The sequence below is a fragment of the Acidovorax sp. GW101-3H11 genome, from assembly GCF_001633105.1.
Lineage (GTDB): Bacteria > Pseudomonadota > Gammaproteobacteria > Burkholderiales > Burkholderiaceae_C > Acidovorax.
In genome coordinates, this window is sequence record NZ_LUKZ01000023.1 from 73,050 (window position 1) to 86,928 (window position 13,879).

At 66.8% G+C, this 13,879-nt stretch carries 9 protein-coding genes; 3 read left to right on the forward strand and 6 right to left on the reverse strand.

The annotated features are described in order from the left end of the window. Positions 1–169 precede the first annotated feature (169 nt). On the reverse strand, positions 170–1,606 hold the full coding sequence (locus tag A1D30_RS17790; protein ID WP_063462058.1) for an NAD-dependent succinate-semialdehyde dehydrogenase: 1,437 nt from the start codon (positions 1,604–1,606) through the stop codon (positions 170–172). Between the two features lie 81 nt (positions 1,607–1,687). On the opposite strand from A1D30_RS17790, the gene A1D30_RS17795 reads away from it, so the two are divergent. Then, on the forward strand, positions 1,688–2,860 hold the full coding sequence (locus A1D30_RS17795) for a pyridoxal phosphate-dependent aminotransferase (RefSeq protein ID WP_063462059.1): 1,173 nt from the start codon (positions 1,688–1,690) through the stop codon (positions 2,858–2,860). Positions 2,861–3,837: 977 nt separating this feature from the next. Here the strand turns inward: A1D30_RS17795 and A1D30_RS17800 are convergent. From A1D30_RS17800 to A1D30_RS17815, 4 genes are all read right to left on the reverse strand, one after another. After that, the gene (locus A1D30_RS17800; RefSeq protein ID WP_063462060.1) at positions 3,838–5,334 is read right to left on the reverse strand and encodes an efflux transporter outer membrane subunit; all 1,497 of its coding nucleotides are present in this window, start codon (positions 5,332–5,334) and stop codon (positions 3,838–3,840) included. 100 nt (positions 5,335–5,434) lie between these two features. Then, positions 5,435–8,668 carry an efflux RND transporter permease subunit gene (locus A1D30_RS17805; protein ID WP_063462061.1) on the reverse strand — a complete coding sequence of 1,078 codons (3,234 nt, stop codon included), beginning with the start codon at positions 8,666–8,668 and terminating at the stop codon, positions 5,435–5,437. Between the two features lie 28 nt (positions 8,669–8,696). After that, on the reverse strand, positions 8,697–9,950 hold the full coding sequence (locus tag A1D30_RS17810) for an efflux RND transporter periplasmic adaptor subunit (protein ID WP_109790982.1): 1,254 nt from the start codon (positions 9,948–9,950) through the stop codon (positions 8,697–8,699). Between the two features lie 490 nt (positions 9,951–10,440). Next, a complete protein-coding gene (locus A1D30_RS17815) occupies positions 10,441–11,310 on the reverse strand; it encodes an alpha/beta hydrolase (RefSeq protein ID WP_063462062.1) in 870 nt (289 codons plus the stop codon). 191 nt (positions 11,311–11,501) lie between these two features. On the opposite strand from A1D30_RS17815, the gene A1D30_RS17820 reads away from it, so the two are divergent. After that, a complete protein-coding gene (locus tag A1D30_RS17820) occupies positions 11,502–12,419 on the forward strand; it encodes a LysR family transcriptional regulator (RefSeq protein WP_063462125.1) in 918 nt (305 codons plus the stop codon). Between the two features lie 158 nt (positions 12,420–12,577). Next, positions 12,578–12,859 (forward strand): VF530 family protein, encoded by a 282-nt coding sequence (locus A1D30_RS17825; RefSeq protein ID WP_063462126.1) that lies wholly within the window; start codon positions 12,578–12,580, stop codon positions 12,857–12,859. Positions 12,860–12,894: 35 nt separating this feature from the next. Here A1D30_RS17825 and A1D30_RS17830 read toward each other — a convergent pair whose 3' ends face one another. Further along, positions 12,895–13,854, reverse strand: coding sequence for an alpha-E domain-containing protein (locus A1D30_RS17830; RefSeq protein WP_055400923.1), 960 nt, complete (start codon positions 13,852–13,854; stop codon positions 12,895–12,897). Between the last annotated feature and the right edge of the window lie 25 nt (positions 13,855–13,879).

A 13,879-nucleotide genomic window follows, 5' to 3' on the forward strand; every position in this document is an offset into this window, starting at 1 on the left:
TGCGCATCCTGCCGTGCTGGCGCAGCCCGTGCACGCCGTCGCGCAACACAAAGCCAAGGGCCTGCGCGCAGCCTCACGGGAAACTCCCGGGAGACCGCCCGCAGGCCCTTGTTCACCTCCCCAATGCAGGCGGCACACACCAAAGCGCGCCTCCCGGCGGGGCATGCCTTTACACGTTCATGATCGACACCAGGCGCGTGTTCATGTGCGCCTCGATGGCCTCGGGGCCGCCTTCGGAGCCATAGCCCGAGTCCTTCAGGCCGCCAAACGGCAGCTCGGCTGCAGGTGCGGCGGCCTGGTTGATCCAGAGCATGCCCACTTCCAGGCGCTGGGCCAGCAGGTGCGCGTTCTTCAGCGACGTGGTGAAGGCATAGCCTGCCAGGCCAAACGGCAGGCGGTTGGCTTCGGCAATGGCGTCCTCGATCTTGGTGAAGCCACGCACGGCAGCCACGGGGCCAAAGGGTTCTTCGTTGACGATGCGGGCCGACAGGGGCACGTCGTTGAGCACCGTGGGCGCAAAGAAGTTGCCTTCGCTGCCAATGCGCTCGCCACCCGCCAGCACCTTGGCGCCCTGCTGCACCGCATCGGCCAGCAGGTCGGCCATGGCGGTGATCCGGCGCGGGTTGGCCAGCGGGCCCATCTGCGTGCCAGCCGTGAGGCCGTCGCCCACCTTCAGGCCCTGCGCGTACTTGGCGAAGCCCGCCACGAAGTCGGCGCGGATGTTTTCATGCACCAGGTAGCGCGTGGGCGAGATGCAGACCTGGCCCGCGTTGCGGAACTTGGCGCCGCTGCTGATCTTGATGGCCAGTTCCAGGTCGGCGTCTTCGGCCACGATGACCGGGGCATGGCCGCCCAGCTCCATCGTCACGCGCTTCATGTGCTTGCCTGCGAGGGCCGCCAGCTGCTTGCCCACGGGCGTGGACCCCGTGAACGTGACCTTGCGGATGATGGGGTGCGGGATGAGATAGCTGGAGATTTCAGCCGGGTCGCCATACACCAGACCCACGGTGCCCACGGGCACGCCCGCATCGGCAAACGCGCGGATCAGCTCGGCCGGGCTGGCGGGGGTTTCTTCGGGCGCCTTGACCAGGATGGAGCAGCCCGCAGCCAGCGCGGCGGCCAGTTTGCGCACCACCTGGTTGATGGGGAAGTTCCACGGCGTGAAGGCCGCCACGGGGCCCACCGGGTCCTTCAGCACCATCTGCTGCGCCTTGAGGTTGCGCGAGGGCACGATGCGGCCATACACACGCAGCGATTCGTCGGCAAACCATTCAATGATGTCAGCGGACGCCATGGTCTCAACCTTGGCTTCGGCCAGGGGCTTGCCCTGCTCCTGCACCATGATGGCGGCAATCGCTTCGGCACGTTCGCGCATCAGCGCGGCGGCGCGGCGCATGGTCTTGGCGCGCTCGGCGGCAGGGATGTCGCGCCAGGCCTCGAAACCCTTCTGTGCCGCATCCAGGGCGCGATCCAGGTCCACCTTGGTGGCATGGGCCACACGGCCGATTTCTTTGCCCGTGGCGGGGTTGAACACGGCAAGGGTCTTGCCTTCGACGGCGTCTTGCCACTGGCCTGCGATGAAGAGCTGGGTGTTGGGATAAGTCATGGGCCTTGATCAGGTGTTGGATGGAAAACGGACAAAAGACTATACGCCTGCGATGATGGCCGCGTATTTCAAGGAGATTGCATGCGAGAAGTAGTCCAAAGCCTCGAAGAGTCGCGCATCCGCGAAGTGGCCAACGAGGGCCTGGGGCGCAGCGATGTGCTGCAGTTCTGGTTTGGCGAGAGCGACGAGGTGACGCCCGACTTCATCCGCGACGCGGCCATTGCGTCGCTGCAAAAGGGCGAAACCTTCTACGCCCACAACCTAGGCCTGCCTGAGCTGCGCCACGCGATTGCGGGCTACATGCATGGCCTGCACCCGCAGCAACACACCGATGCGTGGTTTGACCGCATCGCAGTCACATCCGGCGGCGTGAACGGCCTGATGGTGGCCGTGCAGGCGCTGGTGGATGCAGGCGACGAGGTGGTGCTGGTGACGCCCGTGTGGCCCAACCTGGTGGCACAGCCGCGCATTCTGGGCGCGCAGGTGCGCACCGTGCCGCTGGTGGCAGATGCAGACGGCGCGTGGCAGCTGGACATGGATGCGCTGCTGGCCGCCATCACGCCCGGCACACGCCTGCTGGTCGTCAACGCCCCCAACAACCCCACAGGCTGGACGCTGACGCGCGAGGAGCAAGCCACCATCCTGGCGCACTGCCGCCGCACGGGCACGTGGATTGTGGCGGACGAGGTGTATGAGCGGCTGTACTACGCGGGCGACACGGCCAACGGCGCCGCACCCAGCTTTCTGGACGTAGCCGAGCCGGAGGACCGGCTGGTGGTGACGCACAGTTTTTCCAAGAGTTTTCTGATGACCGGCTGGCGCCTTGGGTGGCTGGTGTTGCCGCCGTCCATGACACCCGCAGTGGGCAAGCTGATCGAGTTCAACACCTCGTGCGCGCCGGTGTTTGTGCAGCGCGGGGCCACGGTGGCGCTGCAGCGCACCGATGAGGTGACGCCTGCGCTGGTGAACCACCTGCGCAACTGCCGGGACACGCTGGTGCCGTTGTTGGCCGATGTGCCGGGGGTGTCGGTGGCCACGCCGCGTGGCGGGATGTATGCGTTCTTCCACATCGACGGGCATGACGAGTGTTTGCCACTGGCCAAGCGGCTGGTGCGGGAGGCGGGGCTGGGGTTGGCGCCGGGCAGTGCGTTTGGGGGAGAGGCGTCGGGGTGGTTGCGGTGGTGTTTTGCGAGTCGGGATGTGGGGAGGTTGGGGGAAGGGGTGGGGAGGTTGAGGGGGTGGTTGAAGGGATGACTTGAGGGGTATTTTTGAATGCTTTTGGCTGCTACCGCCTGCTGGACAAGCGGTATCTGCTATTGTTTTTATAGTATCTAGCTTTTCATTCTTCTGTTCGAGCTGGGGTTGTCGAAGGCTTGGCGTACTGGTTTGGAAGGCGTGCTGGGGTTGAGGGCGGGGGCCGGGGTGTGCGCCCGGCGGCGCAGTGGCTTTCTTTGCTTCGCCAAAAGAAAGTCACCAAAGAAAAGGCGACCCTGCTGTCTGCGACCCCTTCGCTGCGCTGCGGGGCAACCTGGGGTGCTCGGTCACGGGGTGCACCGCAGAACTCACTGCGCGCCTGCGGCGCTCCGCTCGAACAACTGCGGTGAGTCAGTTCACGAAGCGCGTGTGTCCTTCGGCACACGCGCCACCCCGCGCCCTGCGCGCCCCAGGCGCATCCAGAAGGGAACCCGCGAATCGGACATCCACACGGGCCATCGCTGCGCTCGGCCCCGCCTGCGCAGCGCGAGGCGCTTGCGCCCGCGAGAGGGGGCCGAGCGAAGCAAAGGCCCGCGTGGCTGTTCGGCTGTTGGATGCTCGGCTGTCCACCCCCTGCTGGCTGCGCCTGCGGCGGGGCGGTTGCGGGGTGGCACGCGCGTCGGAGCGCGCATGCCTCGTGAACTGACTCGCCGTGGTTGTCCGAGCGGTGCGCGCAGCGCAAAGCGAGTTCCACGGCGCACCCCGCAACCGCCCCGACGCAGGTTTGCCCCGTAGCGCAGCGCAGGGGTCGCAGACTGGGGGTCGCCTTTTCTTTGGTGACTTTCTTTTGGCGAAGCAAAAGAAAGTTACTCGCACGCCGGGCGACTCCCGGCCTCCGCTCTCAACCGAGGCATACAGCCAAATCAGCGAGCAAACCCCGGCTTCGACAAGCTCAGCCCGAACGGTTTGGCAGTACAAAAACAATAGCTTTTAGCGCTTATCAATGAGGCGCGAGCAGCCAAAGAACCTCGAGAAATCTACTGCAACACCTGCGCCACCTTCACAGCAGGCAGATCCCCCCACCCGCCTCCGAGCGCCCGAATCAATCCCACCGTCGCCACATACTGCGCCGTCCGCACCTGCAGCTCCTGCCGCCGATTGCGCAACTCGCTGCGGCGCGCGTCCAGCAACTCCAGCTGACTCACCAAGCCATTGCGATACCGCACATCCGACAGCTGCGTAGCCCGCCGCGCAGCCGTCACCGCCCGCCCCTGCGCCTCGGCCTGGCCGGACAACAAACGCAGCGAGGTCAGCTGATCCTCCACGTCACGAAACGCATTGAGCACCTGCCCACGGTGGTCCGCCAGCGCAGCCTCCAGGCGTGCCTTCGCGCCCTCGATCTGGGCATCGCGCTGGCCGCCGTCAAAGATCGGCAGCGACAGCAGCGCACTCACGCCCCACGCACGCGCGGACCACTTGAACAAGTCACCCAGCTCGGGCGACGCATGCCCCGCATTGCCCGTGAGCGTGACGGCAGGGAACCACGCCTTCTGCGCCACGCCCACGCGGGCCTGCGCAGCCAGCACGGCAGCTTGCGCGGCCGACACATCGGGCCGACGCGCCAACACCGTGCCGGGCACGCCGGGGGGAATCACGGGCAGCGCGGCATCGCTATTTGCAGGCGGCAGCACAAAACCGCTGGCCACCTCGCCCGCCAGCACGGCCAGCGCGTTGGTCAGCAGGGCCTGCTGGCGCTGCAAGGCCAATGCGTCGGATTCGGTGGCCGCCACCTCGGTCAACACGCGGGCCACGTCCAGCTCGGCCACGTCGCCCGCCTGCAGGCGGCGCTGCGTGAGGCGCAGGGTGTCCTGGTACGCGGCCAGGCTCTCTTGCACCAGCACCTGCTCAGCCTGCACGGCGCGCAGTTGCAGGTACGTTTGCGCCACATCGGCCTGCACCATCAGGCGCGTGCTCTGCAACAGGGCTTCGCGCGCGTCGGCGTCCAGGCGCGCGGCATCGCTGGTTTGCGAGAGGCGGCCGAACAGGTCAAGTTCGTACGAGGCATTGAGCCCCGCCGTACCCAGCGTGGCGGGTGCTGCGCTGCCCGTGGTGGCAGCGCCCGCCTGGCGCGTCACACCGGCCGAGGCGCCCACTTGCACCGAGCGCGCGGCATCGGCAGAGCGCAGCAGCGTGCGCGCTTCAGCCAAGCGTGCGGCCGCCTGCTGGATGCTGGTGTTGGCCGTGCCCGCACGCAACACCAGGTCGGCCAGCACCGGGTCTTGAAAGCCCAGCCACCACTCGCCGCGCGGCTGCGCCTCGGCGGGGGCGGCCACCGTCCAGGGGGCTGTGGGCAACGCATCGCCCCCTGCCGTGAAGCTGGCGGGCACAGGCACACCCGCATGCGGCGCCGGGGCCACGGGCTGGGTCATGCAACCGGCCAGCACCAGGGCGGCGGCCAGGGGCGCCAGCAGGCTGCGCTTGCGCGCTGCGAGGGCTCCGTCGGTGGAGTTCTTCGTCAAAAGCAAATCGGTCATGGTTGTTCTCCTGCCCCAGCCTTTACGCCCGCTGCATTCGGCAGCGCGGAGTGCTTGGCGGGGGCCATAAAGATGTTTGTTGTCACCATGGTCAGAAGCATCACTCGTGCTCCTTGCGCGGCGCGGCCAGCACGGGGTGGGCCGTGCCACCGGTGCCCGGGGCGTGCGAGATGGGCGCCACATGCGCGCCATGCTCCACCAGCGGGCGGTTGCCGGCCAGCTTGCGCAGCAGCACATAGAACACCGGCGTGAGGAACAGGCCGAAGGCCGTCACCCCGATCATCCCGGCGAACACCGCCACGCCCATGGCGCTGCGCATTTCGGCGCCCGCGCCGGTGGACAGCACCAGGGGCAGCACACCCATCACGAAGGCCAGCGAGGTCATCAGGATGGGGCGCAGTCGCAGGCGGCTGGCCTCGATGGCGGCCTGTACGGGGGTGCGCCCGGCAAACTCCAGCTCACGCGCAAACTCCACGATCAGGATCGCGTTCTTGGCCGACAGCCCCACCAGCACGATGAGCCCGATCTGCGTGAACACGTTGTTGTCGCCCTTGGTGAGCCACACGCCCGTCATCGCGGCCAGGATGCCCATGGGCACGATCAGGATGATGGCAATCGGCAGCGTCAGGCTTTCGTACTGCGCGGCCAGCACCAGAAACACCAGCAGGATGGCCAGCGGGAACACCAGCACGGCAGAGTTGCCCGCCAGGATTTCCTGGTAGGTCAGCTCGGTCCATTCAAACGTGATGCCCTGGGGCAGCGTCTCCTTGGCGATGCGCTCGATGGCCGCCTGGGCCTGGCCCGATGAATAGCCAGGCGCGGGGCCGCCGTTCACGTCGGCCGCCAGGTAGCCGTTGTAGCGCATGGCGCGCTCGGGGCCGAAGCTGGGCTCCATCTTCATCAACGCCGACAGGGGCACCATCTCGCCGGTGGCGGAGCGCACCTTCAGCAGGCCCACATCTTCAGCCCGCGCCCGGTAGGCCGCATCGGCCTGCACGCGCACGCTGTAGGTGCGGCCAAACTGGTTGAAGTCGTTGGCGTAGAGGCTGCCCAGGTAGATCTGCAGCGTGTCGAAGATGTCCGTCACCGGCACGCCCAGCTGGCGCGCCTTGGTGCGGTCGATGTTGGCGTACAGCTGCGGCACGTTGACCTGCCAACTCGTGAACAGCCCCGCCAGCTCGGGCGTCTGGTAGGCCTTGCCCATGAAGGCCTTCACGGCGTTGTCCATGGCTTCGTAGCCCAGCGAGGCGCGGTCTTCGATCTGCAGCTTGAAGCCGCCCGTGGTGCCCAGGCCCGCCACCGGGGGCGGCGGGAACATGGCGATGAACGCGTCCTGGATGCTGCCGAACGACTGGTTCAGCTGCCCCGCCACGGCCCCGCCGCTCTGGTCGGCGCGGGTGCGCTCCGCAAAGGGCTTGAGCGTGGCGAACACGATGCCGGAGTTGGAGCTGTTGGTGAAGCCGTTGATCGACAGGCCGGGGAAGGCGATGGCGTCCTCGACGTTGGGGTTCTCCTTCATGATCTCGCCCATGCGGCGGATCACGTTCTCGGTGCGGTCCAGCGTGGCGCCATCAGGCAGCTGCGCAAAGCCGATCAGATACTGCTTGTCCTGCGCGGGCACAAAGCCGCCGGGCACAATCTTGAACAGGCCCATGGTGGCACCCACGAGTGCAAGGTAGATCACGAACATCAGCGCCTTGCGGCCGATGACGCGCTTGACGCCGCCGCTGTAGGCCTCGGAGCCGCGGTGGAACAGGCGGTTGAAGCCCCTGAACAGGCCGCCGAACACTTTGTCCATGCCGCGCGTGAGCGCGTCCTTGGGCTCGTCGTGGCCCTTGAGCAGCAGCGCGCTCAGCGCGGGCGACAGGGTCAGCGAGTTGATGGCCGAGATCACCGTGGAGATCGCGATGGTCACCGCGAACTGCTTGTAGAACTGCCCCGTGAGGCCGCTGATGAAAGCCAGCGGCACGAACACGGCGACCAGCACGAGCGCGATGGCGATGATGGGGCCGGACACCTCGCGCATGGCGCGGTAGGTGGCCTCGCGCGGGGTCAGGCCCGCCTCGATGTTGCGCTCCACGTTCTCCACCACCACGATGGCGTCGTCCACCACGATGCCGATGGCCAGCACCAGGCCGAACAGGCTCAGTGCGTTGATCGAGAAACCCAGCAGGTGCAGCACGGCGAACGTACCCACCACCGACACCGGCACCGCCAGCAGCGGGATGATGGAGGCGCGCCAGGTCTGCAGGAACAGGATCACCACCAGCACCACGAGGGCGATGGCTTCCAGCAGCGTGTGGATCACGGACTTGATCGATGCACGCACGAACTGCGTGGGGTCGTACGCAATGCGGTACTCCACGCCTTCGGGCATGTTCTTCTGGATCTCGTCCATGGTCTTGCGCACGTTCGACGAGATGTCGAGCGCGTTGGAGCCCGGGGCCTGGAACACGCCCATGCCCACGGCCGGGTCGTTGTTGAGCAGCGAACGCAGCGAGTAGTCGGCCGCGCCCAGCTCCAGGCGGGCGATGTCGCGCAGGCGCGTCACGGCCCCGTCGGCACCGGTCTTGACGATGATGTCGCCGAACTCTTCTTCGGTCTGCAGGCGGCCCTGCGCGTTGATGGACAGCTGCAGGTCCACGCCGGGCAGGCCGGGCGATGCCCCCACCACGCCGGCGGCGGCCTGCACGTTCTGGCCACGGATGGCCGACACCACGTCGCTGGCCGACAGGCCGCGCTGCGCCACCTTTTGCGGGTCGAGCCACACGCGCATGGAGTAGTCGCCACCGCCGAAGATCTGCACCTGGCCCACACCCTGGATGCGCGCGAGGCGGTCCTTCACGTTGAGCACGGCGTAGTTGCGCAGGTAGTCGATGTCGTAGCGGTTGTTGGGCGAGACCAGGTGGACCACCATGGTCAGGTCCGGCGCGCTCTTGACGGTGGTGACGCCCAGGCGGCGCACTTCCTCGGGCAGCCGGGGCTCGGCCTGCGAGACGCGGTTTTGCACCAGCTGCTGGGCCTTGTCGGGGTCGGTGCCGAGCGCAAACGTCACCGTGAGCGTCATCACGCCGTCGGTGGTGGCCTGGCTGCCCATGTAGAGCATGCCTTCCACGCCGTTGATGGATTCCTCCAGCGGCGTGGCCACGGTCTCTGCGATCACCTTGGGGTTGGCACCCGGGTACTGTGCGCGCACCACCACGGAAGGCGGCGCGACTTCAGGGTATTCGGAGATGGGCAGACCGCGCAATGCGATGAGCCCCCCGAGGAAGATGAGCACCGACAGCACCCCGGCAAAGATGGGGCGGTCGATGAAAAAGCGGGACAGGTTCATGGATGCAAATTCCTGGTGTCCAGCGCGCTCAGGCGGCTGGCGACTTGGCGGCGTTCTTGGCTTCCTTGCGATCACCCGCAATCTCAGCCTTGGCGGTCATGGGCACGGGCTGCGGCGCCACCACGGCACCGGGGCGCACGCGCTGCAGGCCGTTGACGACGATGTTCTCGCCCGCCTTCAGGCCCGAGGTGACCACGCGCAGGCCGTCAATCGGCGCGCCTAGCGTGACTTCGCGGTACTCGGCCTTGTTGCCCTCTCCCACCACCATCACGAACTTCTTGTTCTGGTCGGTGCCCACGGCACGCTCGTTGATCAGCAGGGCCTGCGTGTTGCGCGCCTGGCCCATGCGGACGCGGGCGAACTGGCCGGGGATGAGTGCACCGTCTTCGTTGTCGAACACGGCACGCACGCGCACCGTGCCACTCTTGGCATCGACCTGGTTGTCGATGAGTTGCAGGCGCCCGGCGTACGGCGTGCCACCCGTGGTGCCGGTGCCCATCTGCACGGGGATGCGCTCGATGAGCTGGCGGGCGCTCTGGCCTTTGGAGCCGCTTTGCAGGTCTGCCAGCGCCTTCACCACGATCTGCTCGTCGGTGTCAAAGCTCGCGTAGATGGGGCTGACCGACACCAGCGTAGTCAGCACAGGGGCACCCGCACCGGCCGCCACCAGGTTGCCCACGGTGACTTCAATGCGGCCCACACGGCCCGCCACCGGGGCGCGCACCTGGGTGTACGAGAGGTTCAGCTTCGCTGTTTGCAGCGCGGCCTGGGCGGCACGCAGGTTGGCATCGGCCTCGCGCTGGGCGTTCAGGCGCTCGTCGTGCTCGCGCTGGGCAATGGCCTTTTCTTCGAGCAGGCGCGTGGCGCGCTCCAGTTCGCTGCGGGTGTACGACACACGGGCCTGCGCGGCGACCACCTGGGCCTCGGCGCGGTCCACCTCGGCGGCGTAGGGGGCGGGGTCCACGGTCACCAGCAGGTCGCCCTGCTTGACCAGCGAGCCTTCGCGGAAGTGCACGGCCTGCACGGCGCCCGAGACGCGGGGACGCACATCCACGCGCTGCACGGCTTCGAGGCGGCCAGAGAACTCGTCCCACAGGGCGATGTCTTTTTGCACCACGGCGGCCACTGACACGGGCATGGCAGGCGGGGTGGCGCCTTCGCCGTTGGCCTGGGCCGCAGGCGATTGGAAAACAAGGATCAAAGCGGCCACGGCAGCCGTCACGGCGGTGGCGATGGTGGCCAGGCCCAGGGGGCGGTTCTTGAAAAGCGGGTTGGAGTTCATGGTCATTTCAATCAAACGTAGAGGCCGCCTTGGCGGGCAGGCCGATGAAGGTGTTTTTGCTGCCAGACTGCGACCCCACAGCGGGGTGACAGACGCCAAGGCAACGGGCGGTGGGGCAGTCTCGGCATTGACACAGTGAAAGAGTCAAGCCCCTGCCCCGACGCCGCCAGCGGGTGCGCGCCAGTCTCGGAAAGTCAGACGCCGTAGTGCTGCGGGTTGTGACAGCCAGAGCGGCAAGCCCCAAAGAAGCGCAAGGGGTGGTTCATGCTGTTATTTCCTCCATATCGTTGACATCAATGACTCCTGCCCGCCGTCCTGCCCCTCACGGGCACGGCGTGCAGAAAACGCGGGCAAAGCTTCCCCCTCCGGCACGGCAAGCCGGAAAAATCAGCGTTGAAAACCAGGGGGTTGGTAAAGGGGCCGCAGGATCAAACCTCAACCTGCGTTGAGGTCATCCACGTTCAGCGGCCCCAGGGGTTTGAGCCCATGTTCAGGAAGGCACCGGACATCGGGTGGCTTCAAAGAACTGGCGGAACTGCTGTTGCGCACCGGCAGCACAAGGGCATTCGTGCTCCCCGGTCTGCAGCAGGGCATCGGGCCACTGCGGGTTCTTGGAGAACACGTGGCGGGTGACCGGCAGGCCGGCGGCCTCCAGCCGGGCCGCGTAGGCCAGCGCCTCGTCATGCATGGGGTCGGTGTCGCCCACCAGGATCAGCGTGGGTGGCAACCCCGCCAGGCGCTGTGCACCGGCAGGCACGGCATAGGGGTGCTCGGCATCGCGCGGGCAGCGCAGAAAGTTGCGCCAGCCTTCGGTCCACTTGCAGCCCGTGGAGTCGCCCGTGGCCTCGCGCAGCGACGCGGTGCCCACACAGGGGTCCAGCATGGGTGACAGCAGAATCTGCCCGGCCAGCGGCGGGTGCGACTGGTCGCGCGCCATCAGGCTCACGGCGGCGGCCAGGTTGCCCCCCGCTTCTTCGCCCGCCAGATAGACCAGAGCGCCCTGCCCACCGAGCTTGGTGCGGTTGCGGTGCACCCACTTGAGCACGTCGTACCCCGTGTCCACGGGTTGCGGAAACGGGGTGAGCGGATAGGCCACCGACACCACCACCGCCCCTGCGCCTTCCAGCAACGACGCCACGGTGTAGCCGTTGTCCAGATCACCCGAGGTGAAGGCGCCACCATGAAAATGCACGACCACGGGGGACGCTTGTCCCGCCTTCTTGCGGCCATACATGCGCACGGCCACGTCCTGCCCCTTGCCCACCTCAATGGTGGAATCGGTGCAAACGGACGCTGCGGCCTTGGAGGCGGCAGAGGGCTGCGGTGTGGAGGATGGCGAAGAAGGGCGGTCGGGCTGCATGGCAGGTACCCAGTCAGTAGGTGGAAGGTCGGTTGACGATGGATGAAATGTAGTGGCTTGGGCCTTTGGGATAAACAGGTCAAACACCACCGCACTGTTTCCAAAAGCTCAACAATCAAATGGCAATGCCCGTGTGAGAATTCCTCAGCACCCACTGGTGGGTGCTGCAGTTTCAGATTCAAGGAGAAGCCATGGACCAAATACAGGCCATGCGCATATTCGTGCGGGTGGTGGAGGCCGGCACGTTCACCCGGGCAGCGGATTCGCTTTCGCTGCCCAAAGCCACCGTGACCAAGCATGTGCAGGCGCTGGAGGAGCGGCTGCGCGTGAAGCTGCTCAACCGCACCACACGCCGCGTGACGGTGACGCCCGATGGCGCGGCCTACTACGACCGCACCGTGCGCCTGCTGACCGACCTGGACGACATCGAGGCCAGCATGACCAACGCGCGCGCCAACCCGCGCGGGCGCCTGCGCATCGACGTGGGCACCTCGGTGGCGCAGTTGCTCATCATTCCGCACCTGGCGGAGTTCCATGCCCGCTACCCGGACATCCAGGTGGACCTGGGCGTGAGCGACCGCACGGTGGACCTGATCGGCGACAACGTGGACTGCGTGATCCGGGGCGGCGAGCTGAGCGACCAGTCGCTGGTGGCGCGCCGCATCGGCAACCTGGAGTTCATCACCGTCGCCGCACCCGACTACCTGGAGCGCAAGGGCACCCCCACGCACCCGCTGGAGATCGAGGAGAAACACGCCAGCGTGATCTATTTCTCGCCGCAGAGCGGGCGGCACTACCCGCTGGAGTTTCGCCGGGGCGATGAGTCCATTGACGTCACCGGCCCCTACCAGCTGAGCGTGAACGAGGGCAACGCCTACGTCACCTCCATCGTGGCGGGCCTGGGCATTGGCCAGATCACCAGCTGGCAGGCCCAGCGCCACCTCGCCAGCGGCACCCTGGTGCAACTGTTGCCCGACTGGACCCAACCCCTGCTGCCCGTGTATGTGGTGTACCCGCCGAACCGCCACCTGAGCGCCAAGGTGCGCGCCTTCGTGGACTGGGCGGCCGAGCTCTTCCAGCGGGAAGACCATCTGCAACGCAAAGCCTGACGCTCCCTGAGCCGCTTCACATCGTCCCTCGAGGGTGTCGTGAACAGTGGTTTGACACAGCCCGCTCCACAGTGGCGCCGGTGGGGTTCACGCCTGCGGCACACGACGGGGACGGCCTGCAGATCGTGGACACCTGCTCAGTCTGTATGCTTGGCGCCATGAGCACCCCAGAGACCCCGCCACCCGCCCCACCGGCCAGCAAGCCCACCCAGCCGCGCAACCCCCTGCACGGCGTGACACTCGAAGCCATGGTGGTGGGCCTGGCCGACTACTTTGGCTGGGACGAGCTGGGGCAGCAGATTCCCATCCGCTGCTTCCAGATCGACCCCAGCGTGGGATCCAGCCTCAAGTTTTTGCGCAAGACCCCCTGGGCGCGCGAAAAGGTGGAAAGCCTCTACCTTTTCATGCTGCGCGACCAGCGGCGCAACGCGCAGGACTGACCCGGTCCCCGCGCCGCTCCCTTTTCTGGGACCTCTCAGTCGCCAGACGTCACCAGAAAATCGCGGCTGATGCCGCCACCCAGGTCGTTCACCCGGTCCAGGAACTGCGTGAGGAACGCGTGCAGGCCCGTGGCAAGGATCTCGTCGATACGGCCATACTGCAGATCGGCCAGCAGGCGCCCTGCCCTGCGGCTGGTCTCGGCGGACTGCCCGTTGGCCAGCACGGCCAGGTTGTCCACCACCTCGCGCAGGCAGGCGTGCAGCGAGCGCGGCATGTCGCGGCTCAGGATCAGCAGGTCGGCCACGCGGCCGGGCGTGATCACGTCGCGGTAGACCTTGCGGTACACCTCGAACGCCGACACGCTGCGCAGGATGGCGCTCCAGTGGTAGAAGTCACTCTCCTGGTTGCGGTCGCTGGGTCGGCCAAAAAAGTCGTTCTTGACCGCATGAAACTTCACATCCAGCAGGCGCGCCGTGTTGTCCGCGCGCTCCAGGAAGGTGCCCATGCGCAAGAAGTGGAACGCCTCGTCCTGCAGCATGGTGCCCAGCACCACACCGCGTGAGAGGTGCGAGCGGTACTTCACCCATTCAAAAAACTGGCCGGGGTCGCGCTCGAAGGCGCCGCCTTCCAGTTGCCGGTGCAACTCCAGCCAGGTCTGGTTCTGCGTCTCCCACACCTCGGTGGTCAGCGCCCCGCGCACGGCCCGCGCGTTCTCGCGCGCGGCGCGCAGGCACGACAGGATGGACGAGGGGTTGTTGCCATCGTGCACCATGAACTCCAGCACGTTGGCGGGCGTCACTTCGCCATGTTTGGCGGTGTAGGCAGGGATCAGCTCACTGATGGACAGCAGGCCCTCCCAGCCTTTTTGCGCCACGTCGGCGGCCTGGGGCAACAGGGAAGTCTCGTAGCTCACATTGAGCATCCGGGCGGTGTTCTCAGCCCGCTCGGTGTAGCGAGACATCCAGAACAAATGATCGGCAGTGCGGCTCAGCATGCGGCCTCCTTGATCGAGCAGGGCT